Annotated in this window: 13 protein-coding genes; 12 read left to right on the forward strand and 1 reads right to left on the reverse strand. The window is 70.7% G+C overall.

What is annotated here, in order from left to right; genetic code table 11:
- Positions 1-8: 8 nt before the first annotated feature.
- From ftsW to IG84_RS0116125, 9 genes are all read left to right on the forward strand, one after another.
- Entirely contained in the window at positions 9-1,367 is a 1,359-nt protein-coding gene (gene ftsW, locus IG84_RS0116085) for a putative lipid II flippase FtsW (protein WP_031056919.1), read from the forward strand.
- Between the two features lie 6 nt (positions 1,368-1,373).
- Positions 1,374-2,465: an undecaprenyldiphospho-muramoylpentapeptide beta-N-acetylglucosaminyltransferase gene (gene murG, locus IG84_RS0116090; RefSeq protein ID WP_031056921.1), complete on the forward strand. Its 1,092-nt coding sequence runs from the start codon at positions 1,374-1,376 to the stop codon at positions 2,463-2,465.
- Between the two features lie 63 nt (positions 2,466-2,528).
- Complete coding sequence (locus tag IG84_RS0116095; protein WP_031056925.1) at positions 2,529-3,371, forward strand: cell division protein FtsQ/DivIB; 843 nt, start codon at positions 2,529-2,531, stop codon at positions 3,369-3,371.
- A gap of 275 nt (positions 3,372-3,646) precedes the next feature.
- Positions 3,647-4,873, forward strand: a complete 1,227-nt coding sequence (ftsZ, locus tag IG84_RS0116100) for a cell division protein FtsZ (RefSeq protein ID WP_031056927.1) — start codon at positions 3,647-3,649, stop codon at positions 4,871-4,873.
- Positions 4,874-4,886: 13 nt separating this feature from the next.
- The gene (pgeF, locus tag IG84_RS0116105) at positions 4,887-5,636 is read left to right on the forward strand and encodes a peptidoglycan editing factor PgeF (RefSeq protein WP_031056929.1); all 750 of its coding nucleotides are present in this window, start codon (positions 4,887-4,889) and stop codon (positions 5,634-5,636) included.
- 3 nt (positions 5,637-5,639) lie between these two features.
- Positions 5,640-6,359 carry a YggS family pyridoxal phosphate-dependent enzyme gene (locus IG84_RS0116110; protein ID WP_031056931.1) on the forward strand — a complete coding sequence of 240 codons (720 nt, stop codon included), beginning with the start codon at positions 5,640-5,642 and terminating at the stop codon, positions 6,357-6,359.
- A gap of 124 nt (positions 6,360-6,483) precedes the next feature.
- Positions 6,484-7,104, forward strand: coding sequence for a cell division protein SepF (locus IG84_RS0116115; protein ID WP_031056933.1), 621 nt, complete (start codon positions 6,484-6,486; stop codon positions 7,102-7,104).
- Positions 7,105-7,168: 64 nt separating this feature from the next.
- Entirely contained in the window at positions 7,169-7,450 is a 282-nt protein-coding gene (locus tag IG84_RS0116120) for a YggT family protein (RefSeq protein WP_031056935.1), read from the forward strand.
- Between the two features lie 60 nt (positions 7,451-7,510).
- Entirely contained in the window at positions 7,511-8,626 is a 1,116-nt protein-coding gene (locus IG84_RS0116125; RefSeq protein ID WP_031056936.1) for a DivIVA domain-containing protein, read from the forward strand.
- A gap of 275 nt (positions 8,627-8,901) precedes the next feature.
- On the opposite strand, the gene ileS is transcribed toward IG84_RS0116125, so the two are convergent.
- Entirely contained in the window at positions 8,902-12,045 is a 3,144-nt protein-coding gene (gene ileS, locus IG84_RS0116135) for an isoleucine--tRNA ligase (protein WP_031056938.1), read from the reverse strand.
- A gap of 608 nt (positions 12,046-12,653) precedes the next feature.
- On the opposite strand from ileS, the gene IG84_RS0116140 reads away from it, so the two are divergent.
- From IG84_RS0116140 to IG84_RS0116150, 3 genes are all read left to right on the forward strand, one after another.
- The gene (locus IG84_RS0116140) at positions 12,654-13,745 is read left to right on the forward strand and encodes a TraR/DksA C4-type zinc finger protein (protein ID WP_031056941.1); all 1,092 of its coding nucleotides are present in this window, start codon (positions 12,654-12,656) and stop codon (positions 13,743-13,745) included.
- Between the two features lie 157 nt (positions 13,746-13,902).
- Positions 13,903-14,505 carry a signal peptidase II gene (gene lspA / locus IG84_RS0116145; protein ID WP_031056944.1) on the forward strand — a complete coding sequence of 201 codons (603 nt, stop codon included), beginning with the start codon at positions 13,903-13,905 and terminating at the stop codon, positions 14,503-14,505.
- A gap of 78 nt (positions 14,506-14,583) precedes the next feature.
- A complete protein-coding gene (locus IG84_RS0116150; RefSeq protein WP_031056946.1) occupies positions 14,584-15,525 on the forward strand; it encodes an RluA family pseudouridine synthase in 942 nt (313 codons plus the stop codon).
- Positions 15,526-15,617 lie beyond the last annotated feature (92 nt).

The raw sequence follows: 15,617 nt of genomic DNA on the forward strand, positions 1-15,617 counted from the left end.
GGACGAGGATGACGGCCCGACCGGCGAAGGAGGCACCGCCGAGCCCACCGCGTCCGCTGCGCCCGGTACGGCGGACGCCGCCGGGCCCCCGGATGCCGCGCCCCGGCGACCCCACGGGCCCGCGGCGCCTGTACCACCGGGCGAAGCGGGCCTGGGACCGGCCGCTGACGGCGTACTACCTCGTGCTCGGCGGCAGCCTGCTGATCATGGTGCTCGGGCTGGTCATGGTCTACTCCGCCTCGCAGATCAAGGCGCTGCAGTCCGGGCTGTCGCCCACGTACTTCTTCCGCAAGCAGCTGCTCGCCGCGGCGCTCGGCGGCGGGCTGATGGTGCTGGCGACCAAGCTGCCCGTCCGGGCGCACCGGGCGCTGGCGTACCCGCTGATCGCCGGCTCCGTCTTCCTGATGTGCCTGGTCCAGGTGCCGGGGATAGGCGTCGCGGTCAACGGCAACCAGAACTGGATCTCGCTCGGCGGGCCCTTCCAGCTCCAGCCCAGCGAGTTCGGCAAGCTGGCGCTGGTCCTGTGGGGCGCCGACCTGCTCGCGCGCAAGCAGGAGCGGCGGCTGCTGACACAGTGGAAGCATTTGCTCGTACCGCTGATTCCGGCCGCTTTCCTGCTGCTCGGGCTCATCATGCTCGGCGGCGACATGGGCACCGCGATCATTCTCACGGCCATCCTCTTCGGACTGCTGTGGCTGGCGGGGGCGCCCACCCGGCTGTTCGTCGGGGTGCTGGCAGCGGCCGGCGTCATCGGCGCGCTCCTCATCAAGACGAGCGCCAACCGGATGTCCCGGCTCGCGTGCATCGGCGCGACCGACCCCGGCCCGGGTGACCAGTGCTGGCAGGCCGTGCACGGGATATACGCCCTCGCGTCCGGCGGATTCTTCGGATCCGGTCTCGGCGCGAGTATGGAAAAATGGGGTGAACTCCCTGAGCCACACACCGACTTCATCTTCGCCATCACCGGGGAGGAACTGGGACTGGCGGGGACGCTGTCGGTACTCGCCCTCTTCGCGGCTCTAGGCTATGCGGGTATCCGCGTGGCCGGACGCACGGAGGATCCCTTCGTACGGTACGCCGCGGGTGGCGTGACCACCTGGATCACGGCCCAGGCCGTGGTCAACATCGGTGCGGTGCTCGGCCTGCTGCCGATCGCCGGTGTCCCGCTCCCGCTGTTCTCCTACGGAGGCTCCGCCCTGCTGCCGACGATGTTCGCCGTCGGACTCCTGATCGCCTTCGCGCGTGACGAGCCCGCGGCGCGGGCGGCGCTGGCCATGCGGCAGCCGGTATTCGCGAGAATGCCGGCTGGGGTGAGACGGAAGACGATGAGACGGCGCGTCAAGAAGCTGCCGTCCGGAGAGCGGTGAATTTCGGTGCATGTCGTACTCGCCGGTGGGGGGACCGCCGGCCACATCGAGCCCGCGCTCGCCCTCGCGGACGCCCTGCGCAGGCAGGACCCGACCGTGGGCATCACGGCCCTGGGCACGGAGCGCGGACTGGAGACCCGGCTGGTACCGGAGCGCGGCTATGAACTGGGGCTGATCCCGGCCGTTCCGCTGCCGCGCAAGCCCACCCCCGAGCTGATCACCGTCCCCGGGCGGCTGCGCGGCACGATCAAGGCCGCCGAGCAGATCCTGGAGCGCACGAAGGCGGACTGCGTCGTCGGCTTCGGCGGTTACGTGGCGCTGCCCGGCTACCTGGCCGCCAAGCGGCTCGGCGTGCCGATCGTCGTGCACGAGGCCAACGCCCGGCCGGGTCTGGCCAACAAGATCGGCTCGCGCTACGCCAAGTTCGTCGCCGTCTCCACCCCCGACAGCAAGCTGCGCGACGCCCGTTACGTCGGCATCCCGCTGCGCCGCACGATCGCGACCCTGGACCGGGCGGCGGTACGCGCCGAGGCGCGCGCCGCCTTCGGCCTGGACCCGAACCTGCCGACGCTGCTGGTCTCCGGCGGCTCGCAGGGCGCCCGCCGGCTGAACGAGGTCATCCAGGCCGCCGTGCCGAGCTTCCAGCGCGCCGGCATCCAGGTGCTGCACGCGGTCGGCCCGAAGAACGAACTGCCGCAGGTCGACAACATGCCCGGGATGCCGCCGTACGTCCCGGTACCGTACGTGGACCGGATGGACCTCGCGTACGCCGCGGCCGACATGATGCTCTGCCGCGCGGGCGCGATGACCGTCGCCGAGCTGTCCGCCGTCGGGCTGCCCGCCGCGTACGTCCCGCTGCCCATCGGCAACGGCGAGCAGCGGCTGAACGCCCAGCCGGTGGTCAACGCCGGCGGCGGCCTGCTGGTCGACGACGCGCAGCTGTCCCCCGAGTGGGTGCAGGGCAACGTCCTGCCGGTGCTCTCGGACCCGCACCGGCTGTACGAGATGTCCCGCGCGGCCGCCGAGTTCGGCCGCAGAGACGCCGACGAACTCCTCGTCGGCATGGTCTACGAAGCAATCGCCTCCCGCCGGGGCTGACGCATCGGCGAGTGAGCCGAAGGGGCGCGCCGGAGGTGAACCGAGCCAGGAAAAGGAGCGCGCGTGGCCGGACCGAGCACCGCCCGCCGTGGTGAGCAGCAACGAGTGCCGGCCGGCCCGCCCGCCGACTCCGAGGGACCGGAGGAGCGGTTCCGGCCGCGGTGGCTGCGGCTGCCGCGGCCGGGGGCGCGCCTCCCCGGCCGCCCGCGCCGCCGCACGCTCATCGTCGCCACCGTCCTCATAGCGCTGCTGGTCGGCTTTGGTACCTGGGCGCTGTACGGCTCGGACTGGCTCCGCGCGGAGCAGGTACAGGTGCGCGGCACCGACGTCCTGACGGTGCGTGAGGTGAAGGCCGCGGCGGAGGTGCCCCTGGGCGCGCCGCTCGCCTCCGTGGACACCGACGGTATCGCCGCCCGGCTGGCCGACCGGCTCCGCCGCATCAAGTCGGTCGAAGTGGAGCGCTCGTGGCCGGACACCATCTCCCTGAACGTGACGGAGCGCCAGCCCGTCCTGGTCGTCCAAAAGGGCGGAAAGTTCCGTGAAGTGGACGACCGGGGCGTACGCTTCGCCACCGTCGGTATCGCGCCGCGCGATGTACCCCGGCTGGAAATGGACGCGGCCGATTCGCCGAGCCTGCGCCGTTTCGGTATCCCTGCTCTGAACCGCGCGGCGGTGAAGGTCGCCACCGCGCTTCCCGATACGGTCGGCAAGGACGTGCGCGTCATCCGCGTACGTTCGTACGACTCCATCACCCTGGAGCTGACCGGCGGACGCCGGGTCGAGTGGGGCAGCGAGGAACACGGCACGGAAAAGGCCAAGGTACTCCGCGCGCTGCTGAAAGCGGCGCGTGATGCGCGCCACTTCGACGTCAGCGTCCCCAGTGCGCCCGCCGCGTCCGGGAGTTGACGTACGTACGCGCAGGCCAGCACCCTGGATGGCTACCACTACGGGTGATCACATAGGGTGAAAAGAAAAACGGGAGGTTCGGCGTGTTCGTTGAACGTGCGCCGCTTGTCGACTTAGTGTCTCGTTCCAAAGAACCCAGGGAACACAGGCACTGGTAACCCTAAACTTCAACGTTAGGGTTCGGGTCGGCAATACGGACCGTCCCATCGGCATCAGTCGTTGTCCACAGCACATGTGAGGCACCGACACGTAACTCGAGGCGAGAGGCCTTCGACGTGGCAGCACCGCAGAACTACCTCGCAGTCATCAAGGTCGTCGGCATCGGCGGCGGTGGCGTGAACGCCATCAACCGGATGATCGAGGTCGGGCTCAAGGGCGTCGAGTTCATCGCGATCAACACCGATGCGCAGGCGTTGCTGATGAGCGACGCCGACGTCAAGCTCGACGTCGGCCGTGAAATGACGCGTGGCCTCGGCGCCGGCGCAAACCCGGACGTGGGCCGCAAGGCGGCCGAAGACCACCGCGAGGAGATCGAGGAGGTCCTCAAGGGGGCCGACATGGTCTTCGTGACCGCGGGTGAGGGCGGCGGCACCGGTACGGGCGGCGCGCCCGTGGTCGCCAACATCGCGCGCTCGCTGGGCGCCCTGACGATCGGTGTGGTCACCCGGCCGTTCACCTTCGAGGGCCGCCGCCGCGCCAACCAGGCCGAGGACGGCATCGCGCAGCTGCGCGAAGAGGTCGACACGCTCATCGTCATCCCCAATGACCGGCTGCTGTCCATCTCGGACCGCCAGGTGAGCGTTCTTGACGCCTTCAAGTCGGCCGACCAGGTGCTGCTGTCCGGTGTCCAGGGCATCACCGACCTGATCACCACCCCGGGTCTGATCAACCTCGACTTCGCCGACGTGAAGTCCGTGATGTCCGAGGCGGGCTCGGCCCTCATGGGCATCGGCTCCGCGCGCGGCGACGACCGCGCGGTGGCCGCCGCGGAAATGGCCATCTCCTCGCCGCTTCTGGAGGCGTCCATCGACGGCGCCCGCGGTGTGCTGCTGTCCATCTCCGGCGGCTCCGACCTCGGTCTCTTCGAGATCAACGAGGCGGCCCAGCTCGTCAGCGAGGCGGCTCACCCCGAGGCGAACATCATCTTCGGCGCGGTCATCGACGACGCGCTGGGCGACGAGGTCCGCGTGACGGTCATCGCCGCAGGCTTCGACGGCGGTCAGCCGCCGGCCCGCCGCGAGAACGTCATCAGCTCGTCCTCCTCCGGCAAGCGCGAGGAGCCGGCCGCTCCGGCGAGCCGTCCGGCCGCGCCCCCGGAGCCCCGCCCGGCCTTCGGCGGCCTCGGCTCCGTCCCGGTGCGGGACGAGGAGCCGGCCCCGGTCGAGCCGGCGCCGGTCAGCGAGGCCCCGGCCCCGCCCCCGATCGCCCCGCAGGTTCCCCCGGCCCGTCCGTACACGGACAGCACGGCCGAGGAGCTGGACGTCCCGGACTTCCTGAAGTAGCCGAAGACACGCAGTGATAGGGCAGCAGCACGATGTGCTGACGAATGATGCGAGCGGCGCGCGCTTTGCCTTCACCGACCGGTGGGGCGGGGTGAGCGCCGCTCCGTATGCCGAGCTCAATCTCGGCGGCGCCGTGGGCGACGACCCACAGGCGGTACGGACCAATCGCGAGCTGGCGGCCAAGTCCCTCGGACTGGATCCGGCCGATGTGGTCTGGATGAACCAGGTGCACGGACGCGACGTGGCGGTCGTGGACGGGCCGTGGCGGGACGGGACCGAGGTGCCCTGCGTGGACGCGGTGGTGACGGCCCGTCGGGGTCTCGCCCTCGCCGTCCTCACCGCCGACTGCACCCCCGTCCTCCTGGCCGACCCGGTCGCCGGGGTCGCGGGCGCCGCGCACGCCGGACGTCCCGGGCTGGTGGCCGGGGTCGTACCGGCCACGGTCGAGGCGATGACCGCCCTCGGGGCCGACCCCGAGCGGATCGTCGCGTACACCGGCCCCGCGGTCTGCGGGCGCTGTTACGAGGTGCCGGAGGCGATGCGCGCCGAGGTCGCCGCCGCGGTGCCCGAGGCCCACGCGACCACCGGCTGGGGAACCCCGGCGGTGGACGTGGTGGCCGGGGTGGCCGCCCAACTCGCCCGGTGCGGCGTGCGGGTGCGTGAACATTCCCACATCTGCACGCTGGAATCGGCGGACCATTTCTCGTACCGGCGCGACCGCACAACGGGGCGGCTCGCGAGTTATGTATGGCTGGACGGCTGAGCTGTGACGGACCGTAGAACGGAACTGGCCGAGAACCTGGCCCGGGTGGAGGACCGTATCTCCACCGCTTGTGCCAAAGCCGGTCGTAATCGCGATGATGTGACCCTGATTGTGGTCACAAAGACCTATCCGGCGAGCGATGTCCGTATCCTTTCGGAATTGGGCATCCGGCACGTCGCGGAGAACCGCGACCAGGACGCGGCGCCCAAGGCGGCCGCTTGCTCGGATTTGCCGCTTACTTGGCATTTCGTCGGCCAATTGCAGACAAATAAAGTCCGGTCTGTGGCCAGTTACGCGGATATCGTGCAGTCCGTGGACCGGGTCAAGCTCGTCACCGCGCTCTCCAAGGAGGCCGTACGTGCCGGGCGCGAGCTGGACTGCCTGATCCAGGTGGCACTTGACGCCGAGTCGGGGGAGCGCGGCGACCGCGGCGGCGTCGGTCCGGACGGGGTGGCGGCGCTGGCCGACGCGGTGGCGGCGGCCGACGGGCTGCGGCTGGGCGGCCTGATGACGGTCGCTCCGCTGGCAGGGCAGTACGCGGGCCGGCCGCGGGCGGCTTTCGACCGGCTGACGGAAATCGCATCCGGCCTGCGGGCGGGTCATCCTGCTGCGAAAATGGTCTCGGCAGGAATGAGTTCGGATCTCGAGGACGCGGTGGCCGCCGGTGCGACACATGTACGCGTGGGCACTGCGGTACTCGGAGTCCGACCACGGCTCGGGTAACGTCGCGAAGCAAGTCGGACCACAGCACAAAATATGGTCATTACCGTCAAAAGACGGGCAGGCCGAGTGGATCCAAGGCGACCGGTGACGGAGCCGATCCACCACAGAGCGGAGGACGCAGAGAATGGCCGGCGCGATGCGCAAGATGGCGGTCTACCTCGGCCTCGTGGAGGACGATGGGTACGACGGCCGGGGCTTCGACCCCGACGACGACTTCGAGCCCGAACTCGACCCGGAGCCCGAGCCCGAGAGGCGGCAACAGCACCAGCCGCCCACGGAGTCACGCCCCGAACGGGACGAACCGGCACGAGTCGTATCGCCGCCGGCGCAGCGCGAGTCTCCGCCAGTGGGTACGGAAAACGGACGACCCGCCCGAATCGCCCCCGTGGCGTCCATCACACCCGAACGTCCGAATCTGGAGAAGAACGCACCGGTGATCATGCCCAAGGTTGTGTCCGAGCGGGAGCCGTACCGCATCACCACACTGCACCCCCGGACCTACAACGAAGCCCGTACCATCGGGGAACACTTCCGTGAGGGCACTCCGGTGATCATGAATCTGACGGAGATGGACGACACGGACGCGAAGCGACTTGTCGACTTTGCGGCCGGGTTGGTGTTCGGTTTGCACGGGAGCATCGAGCGGGTGACACAGAAGGTGTTCCTGCTGTCTCCTGCTAACGTCGATGTCACGGCGGAGGACAAGGCCCGTATCGCAGAGGGCGGGTTCTTCAACCAGAGCTGAGACGCAACACCGGGCACACCGAGGCCGTAGGGCCGGCACAGGCAAGGGGAGAGGGAAGCGCGAGATGGGCATCGCACTGCAGGTGATCTATATCGCGCTGTACTGCTTCCTCATTGTGTTGATCTTCCGGCTGGTGATGGACTACGTGTTCCAGTTCGCCCGTTCATGGCAACCCGGCAAGGCGATGGTGGTCGTACTGGAGGCCACTTACACTGTCACTGATCCGCCACTCAAGCTTCTGCGGCGTGTCATACCGCCGCTGCGTCTCGGGGGCGTGGCGCTCGACCTGTCCTTCTTCGTACTGATGATCATCGTCTACATCCTGATCACCGTCGTGAGGCCGTGAGCCGGCTGTGAACGATACGGTCTTGCCGATTGCCGACGACTACGTTGAGGTGAAGAAGAGATGCCGTTGACCCCCGAGGACGTGCGGAACAAGCAGTTCACGACCGTCCGCCTCCGAGAAGGCTATGACGAGGACGAGGTCGATGCCTTCCTCGATGAGGTCGAAGCAGAACTGACCCGTCTGCTCCGGGAGAACGAGGACCTGCGCGCCAAGCTGGCCGCCGCCACTCGTGCTGCCGCCCAGAGCCAGCAGCAGCAGGGGATGCGCAAGCAGCAGGAGCAGCAGGACGGCCCGCCGCAGCAGCAGCGGCCCGGTGCCCCCGTGCCCGCCGCCATATCAGGTCCGCAGCCGGTCCCGCCCGGCCAGCAGCAGGGGATGGGTGGCCCGCCCCAGCTGCCCGGCGGTGCACCGCAGCTGCCCGCAGGTCCCGGTGGCCACGGTCCCGGTCCGCAGGGCCCGCACGGCGGCCAGATGGGCCCCGGCGGTCCCATGGGCGGCCCGATGGGTGGTCCGCAGGGCGGCCCGCAGCTTCCGCAGCCGGGCCAGGGCGGCCCGGGCGGTGACAGCGCCGCGCGCGTGCTGTCGCTGGCGCAGCAGACCGCAGACCAGGCGATCGCGGAGGCCCGTTCCGAGGCCAACAAGATCGTCGGCGAGGCGCGCAGCCGCGCCGAGGGCCTGGAGCGGGACGCCCGCGCCAAGGCCGACGCGCTGGAGCGGGACGCGCAGGAGAAGCACCGCGTCGCGATGGGCTCCCTGGAGTCCGCCCGCGCCACGCTGGAGCGCAAGGTCGAGGACCTGCGAGGCTTCGAGCGCGAGTACCGCACGCGACTGAAGTCGTACCTGGAGAGCCAGCTCCGTCAGCTGGAGAACCAGTCCGACGAGTCGCTCGCCCCGCCGCGGACCCCGGCTGCGGCCTCGCTGCCGGCGTCCCCGTCGATGGCGTCGGCCGGTGCCGGCTCCATGGGCGGCGGCTCCAGCCACACCATGGGCGGCAACCAGTCCATGGGCGGCCACGGCGGTTCGAACGGCAGCAGCGCCCCGTCGTACGGCGGTCAGCAGCAGATGTCGCCGGCCATGACCCAGCCGATGGCGCCGGTCCGGCCGCAGGGCCAGCAGCAGATGCAGCAGGCTCCGTCGCCGATGCGTGGCTTCCTCATCGACGAGGACGACAGCTGAGGCGGCTGACGCTGGCGCGTCGCACTTAGTCGGCAATCAGGGCCGGGCCCCTGGGGATCTCCCCGGGGGCCCGGCCCTTTTCGCCTTCGGCGTGGACCGACGTTTTCGCCTTCGGCGTGGGCCGATGATCGCCGTGGGCGGTCAGGTCGACGGCGGGCTGCACCACCGTCGTGGTTGGTCGCGCAGTTCCCCGCGCCCCTGGTGCGCCGAGGCCCCCGGTTCGCTCGAACCGGGGGCCTCGGTGTGTTGTGCGTACGGAGCGGTGTCCGTTGGCGTTACGCCTTCCGGAGGCGGAACGTCAGCGACAGCGGCTCGTCCGTGAAGGGCTCGCCGTACGTGTCGTCCCCGTCACCCGTCGTGAAGTCCGTCGCCAGGACCTCGTCGGAGATCAGGGCCGCGTGGTCGGTCAGCGCCGTACGGACCTCCTCGTCCGCCGAGCTCCAGCGCAGCGCGATCCGGTCCGCGACGTCCAGGCCGCTGTTCTTGCGGGCCTCCTGGATGAGGCGGATGGCGTCGCGGGCGAGGCCCGCGCGGCGCAGCTCCGGGGTGATCTCCAGGTCCAGTGCGACAGTCGCGCCCGAGTCGGAGGCGACCGACCAGCCCTCGCGCGGGGTCTCGGTGATGATCACCTCGTCCGGCGCCAGGCTGACCGTCTCGCCGTCGACCTCGACCGAGGCCGTGCCCTCGCGCAGCGCCAGCGACAGCGCCGCCGCGTCCGCGTGGGCGATGGCCTTGGCGACCGCCTGGACGCCCTTGCCGAACCGCTTGCCCAGGGCACGGAAATTGGCCTTGGCCGTGGTGTCGACCAGCGAGCCGCCCACCTCGGAGAGCGAGGCCAGGGAGGAGACGTTCAGCTCCTCGGTGATCTGGGTGCGCAGCTCGTCACCGAGCGTCTCGAACCCGGCCGCCGCGACCAGCGCGCGGGACAGCGGCTGGCGGGTCTTCACACCGGACTCGGCACGCGTGGCGCGGCCCAGCTCGACCAGCCGGCGGACCAGGACCATCTGCGCGGAGAGCGTCGGATCGATCGCCGAGGTGTCCGCCACCGGCCAGGAGGACAGGTGCACGGAGTCCGGCGCGTCCGGGCTGACCGGGACGACCAGGTCCTGCCAGACCCGCTCGGTGATGAACGGGGTGAGCGGCGCCATCAGGCGGGTGACCGTCTCGATGACCTCGTGGAGGGTGCGCAGCGCGGCCGCGTCACCCTGCCAGAAGCGGCGGCGGGACCGGCGCACGTACCAGTTCGAGAGGTCGTCGACGAAGGCGGAGAGCGCCTTGCCCGCGCGCTGGGTGTCGTACGACTCCAGCGCCGTGGTGACCTCCTCGACCAGGGAGTTCAGCTCGCTGAGGAGCCAGCGGTCCAGGACCGGGCGGTCGGCCGGCGCCGGGTCGGACGCGCTCGGCGCCCAGCCGGCCGTCCGCGCGTACAGCGCCTGGAAGGCGACGGTGTTCCAGTACGTCAGGAGCGTCTTGCGGACGACCTCCTGGATCGTGCCGTGACCGACGCGGCGCGCCGCCCACGGGGAGCCGCCGGCCGCCATGAACCAGCGCACCGCGTCCGCGCCGTGCTGGTCCATCAGCGGGATCGGCTGCAGGATGTTGCCCAGGTGCTTGGACATCTTCCGGCCGTCCTCGGCCAGGATGTGGCCGAGGCAGACGACGTTCTCGTACGACGACTTGTCGAAGACGAGCGTGCCGACGGCCATCAGCGTGTAGAACCAGCCGCGGGTCTGGTCGATGGCCTCGGAGATGAACTGCGCCGGGTACCGCTTCTCGAAGAGGTCCTTGTTGCGGTACGGGTAGCCCCACTGCGCGAACGGCATCGAACCCGAGTCGTACCAGGCGTCGATGACCTCGGGGACGCGCACGGCCTCCGCCGAGCAGCCCTCGTGGGAGCAGGTGAAGGTGATGTCGTCGATGTACGGGCGGTGCGGGTCCAGGCCCGTCTGGTCGGTGCCCGTCAGCTCCGTCAGCTCCGCGAGCGAGCCGACGCAGGTGAGGTGGTTCTCCTCGCAGCGCCAGATGGGCAGCGGGGTGCCCCAGTAGCGGTTGCGGGACAGCGCCCAGTCGATGTTGTTGTTCAGCCAGTCGCCGAAGCGGCCGTGCTTGACCGACTCCGGGAACCAGTTGGTGTTCTCGTTCTCGCGGAGCAGGGCGTCCTTGACGGCCGTGGTGCGGATGTACCAGGACGGCTGGGCGTAGTACAGCAGCGCCGTGTGGCAGCGCCAGCAGTGCGGGTAGCTGTGCTCGTACGCGAGGTGGCGGAACATCAGGCCGCGCGCGTCCAGGTCGGCGACCAGCGCCTCGTCGGCCTTCTTGAAGAACTGCCCGCCGACCAGGGCGAGGTCCTCCTCGAAGGTGCCGTCGGGGCGGACCGGGTTCACGACCGGCAGGCCGTAGCCCTTGCAGGTCTTGAGGTCGTCCTCACCGAAGGCGGGCGCCTGGTGGACCAGGCCCGTGCCGTCCTCGGTGGTGACGTACTCGGCGTTGACGACGAAGTTCGCGCCTTCGAGCTCGACCAGGTCGAACGGGCGCTGGTACGCCCAGCGCTCCATCTCGCGGCCGGTGAAGCGCTGCCCCGTGGTCGTCCAGTCCTCGCCCAGCGCCTTCTCGACCAGCGGCTCGGCGACGACCAGCTTCTCGTTGCCGTCCGTGGCGACGACGTAGGTGACGTCCGGGTGCGCGGCGACCGCGGTGTTGGAGACCAGCGTCCAGGGCGTGGTCGTCCAGATCAGCAGCGCCGCCTCGCCGGCCAGCGGGCCGGAGGTCAGCGGGAGGCGGACGTAGACCGAGGGGTCGACGACCGTCTCGTACCCCTGGGCCAGCTCGTGGTCCGAGAGGCCCGTGCCACAGCGGGGGCACCAGGGGGCGACGCGGTGGTCCTGGACCAGCAGGCCCTTCTTGAAGATCTCCTTCAGCGACCACCACACCGACTCGATGTAGTCGGAGTCCATCGTGCGGTACGGGGCATCGAGGTCGGTCCAGTAGCCCATACGCGTGGTGAGCTCGGCGAAGGCGTCCGTGTGGCGGGTCACCGACTCGCGGCACTTGGCGTTGAACTCGGCGATGCCGTACGCCTCGATGTCCTTCTTGCCGTTGAAGCCCAGCTCCTTCTCCACGGCCAGCTCGACCGGGAGGCCGTGGCAGTCCCAGCCGGCCTTGCGGCCGACGTGGTAGCCCTGCATGGTGCGGAAGCGGGGGAAGACGTCCTTGAAGACGCGGGCCTCGATGTGGTGCGCGCCCGGCATGCCGTTCGCCGTCGGCGGGCCCTCGTAGAACACCCACTCCGGGCGTCCCTCGGACTGCTCGAGAGTGCGCGCGAAGACCTTCTGCTCCTGCCAGAAGTCGAGCACGGCATGCTCGAGGGCGGGCAGGTCCACCTGCGCGGGCACCTGGTTGTACTGGGGTGTGGGACTCATCGGGGGCTTCCTCCGGCGGACACCGCTTGCGTTCTCCGACCGGAGGGACGAGAGCTGCTGCTCCCGCGGTACCACCCTCCTTGGCCGAGAAGGAACTCCTCGGCCCCCTCATTGGGGTCGCGATGCCGGGTCTAATGGCACCCAGGGGCTTCCTGGGGCGTTCTTCCGGCGGCTCCGGGGTGATCTTCACGTCGCGCACACCCCCGGGCTCCCACCGTCCCCGGGTCGCTCTTGGCTGCGTGCGGCGCTACTCGTCCCATCCACGCCTTTCGCTCCGCCCAGTGTACGGGGCGCGGGACGGGACGGCCGCCCGCTTTTCCGTGCTGCGCCGACCGGGGTACCGGCGGCGGGAAGCTTGACCCGAATGCCGATACGCAACGCGACGGAATGCGGCAGGCGTACGAAGGAGCCGCCGCGCCCCTGATGGGCTGCCGGATCGCGGCCGGATTACCGGGCGGGGAGCGGGGCACAACGGTTGCAGACCGGGCTCCCGTGCGGGGAGACCGGACGGTGGAGGGCGGTGCGTCCCGTTGCCGCGTGCTGTGAGTCGATTTATCGTTCCGGTCACGATTCGCGAGCAAGATCACATACGTGAAGGGATCGCGGCCATGGTGGCGAAAGAGACCGCCGCGCACGACAGCACGGCGGCGCACGGACGGGGCGCGCCGCCGGACGGAGCCGCGGCCGGAGACCCGGCGACGGACCCGGTGCCCGACCCCGTGACGGGCCGGCCCGACGAGGCGGCCCGGGCCGGCGGTGCGCCCCTCGGTGATGCCGGGGCGGGGCAGAGCGCCGCGAAGAAGCAGCCCGCCAGGAAGACGGCGAAGAAGGCCGCGGCGAAGAAGACGGCGACCGGGAACGCGCCGGTGGGGGAGGACGCTCCCGAGGACGCCGCGACCGAGGAGGCCGTGACGGGGCACGCGTCCACAGAGGCCGACGACACCGGAACGGACAGAACCGCGACCGGGAATCCGCCCCCCAAGGAGGCCGCACACAAGACGACCACGGGCAGGAAGGCCGCGGCCAAGAAGGCGCCGGCCGGGAAAGCCCCGGCCGGGCGGACCACGGCGGAGAAAGCGTCCGCCGGGGACACCGGGGCCGAGGGGACGACGGCCGGGACGGCCGCCGGCAAGAGCACGGCCAAGAAGGCTGCACCGCCGGAAGAGGCGGTGCCCGCGAAAAAGACGGGAGCCAAGACGGTGGTGGCGAAGAAGACTCCGGGCGGGGCACCGGCCGCTGCGGTGGACGACAGTGAGCAGACGGCCGCCGCGACGGCCCTGCCCAAGGCGCGTACCGGCCCGGCGACCGCCGCCGAGCTGCCCGTACGGCCGGGCGAGGATCCGTGGTCGGAGGGTGAGGTCGAGGAGGCCCGTTCGATGCTGCGGGAGGAGGAGAACCGGCTGCGCGACGAGATCCGGTCCTCCGAGGACGCCATCGCGGGCCTGATGCGGGACTCCAGCGACAGTACGGGTGACGAGGCCGACACCGGCTCGAAGAACATCACCCGCGAGCACGAGATGGCGCTGGCCTCCAACGCGCGCGAGATGCTGCTGCAGACCGAACGGGCGCTGGAGCGGCTGGACGCGGGCACGTACGGGCTCTGCGAGAACTGCGGCAAGCCGATCGGGAAGGCGCGTATGCAGGCGTTCCCCCGGGCCACGCTCTGCGTGGAGTGCAAGCAGAAGACCGAGCGGCGGTAGGAGCGGGCGGGGCCGGGGCGGCGCCGCCCCGGCCCCGTGCCGTTCCGGTACGCGCAGCCGCACCCGTACTCACCTGCGCTTGCCCTCGGTGCCGTACCCTCGACCTCAGCCAGGCGGGGGCCTGGCCGCGGACACGGAACGGGCTGAGGACTCACACGTGGCAGAGGCGGAGCGCATCACCGGTACGCCGGGCAACGGACCGGAGCCCGGGCAGGGGGACGGCGGGGAGACCGAGCAGGGCGTGGCGGAGACGGGCGCGAGCGCCGCGCCGCGCGGGCGGCGGCGGATCGGCGCGCTGCTGCTCGTCGCGCTGATCGTGTACCTCCTGGACCTGGGCAGCAAGCTGCTGGTGGTGGCCAAGCTGGAGCACCACGAGCCGGTCCAGGTGATCGGCACGCTGCTGCAGTTCGAGGTGATCCGCAACCGCGGTGCCGCCTTCAGCATGGGCGAGGCGCTGACCATCTTCCTGACGTTGATCGCCGCCGCGGTGATCGTGGTGATCTTCCGGATCGCCCGCAAGCTCTACAGCCTGCCCTGGGCTCTCGCGCTCGGCCTGCTGCTCGGCGGCGCCTTCGGCAACCTCACCGACCGGCTCTTCCGCTCGCCCGGCGTCTTCCAGGGCGCGGTGGTCGACTTCATCGCCCCCGCGCACTTCGCGGTCTTCAATCTCGCCGACTCCGGGATCGTCTGCGGCGGCATCCTGATCGTGCTGCTCTCCTTCCGCGGCCTGGACCCGGACGGCACCGTTCACAAGGACTGACGCCGGGCCCCGCAAGGGTTGTCCACAGGCAGGGGCGGGGCCGGCGGAAGTGTCCGCGGGGACTGCCATACTCGTGGGGTGAGCACGATTCCCGAGATCCGCACCCTGCCCGTACCGGACGGCCTGGAGGGCGAGCGCGTCGACGCCGCGCTGGCCCGCATGTTCGGCTTTTCCCGTACGAAGGCGGCCGAGCTCGCCGCCGCCGGAAAGGTCCGGGTCGACGGGTCCGAGGTGATGAAGTCCGAGCGGGTGCACGGCGGCGCCTGGCTGGAAGTCGAGATGCCGCAGGCCCCCGCGCCCGTGGAGATCGTCGCCGAGCCCGTCGAGGGCATGGAGATCGTCCATGACGACGACGACATCGTCGTGATCATGAAGCCGGTCGGCGTCGCCGCGCACCCCAGCCCCGGCTGGACCGGCACGACCGTCATCGGCGGCCTGGCAGCGGCCGGGTACCGCATCTCCACCTCCGGCGCGGCGGAGCGCCAGGGCGTCGTGCACCGCCTGGACGTCGGCACGTCGGGCCTGATGGTCGTCGCCAAGTCCGAGCGCGCGTACACGTCCCTGAAGCGCCAGTTCAAGGAGCGCGTCCCGGAGAAGCGGTACAACGCCCTCGTCCAGGGCCACCCCGACCCGCTCAGCGGCACGATCGACGCCCCGATCGGCCGCCACCCGCAGCACGACTACAAGTGGGCAGTGACCGCCGACGGCAAGCCCTCCGTCACGCACTACGACCTCGTCGAGGCGTTCCGCGCGGCCAGCCTGCTGGACATCAAGCTGGAGACCGGCCGCACGCATCAGATCCGCGTGCACATGTCCGCGCACCGCCACCCCTGCGTCGGCGACCTCACCTACGGCGCCGACCCCACGCTCGCCAAGCGCCTCGGCCTCTCCCGGCAGTGGCTGCACGCCGTGCGCCTCGGCTTCGAGCACCCGGCGGACGGCCGCTGGGTGGAGTTCGAGAGCGAGTACCCGGAGGACCTGCAGCGCGCCCTGGACCGGGTGCGCGCCGAGAGCGCCTGACACCCCGGACCGGCTCGGCCCGCCGCCACCGAAGGACCTGTCGGCGGGCGTTTCCCGGACTTCATGGCAGGCTTGATCAGTGATCGACTGAT

Source organism: Streptomyces ochraceiscleroticus (assembly GCF_000720485.1).
GTDB classification, from domain to species: domain Bacteria; phylum Actinomycetota; class Actinomycetes; order Streptomycetales; family Streptomycetaceae; genus Streptomyces; species Streptomyces ochraceiscleroticus.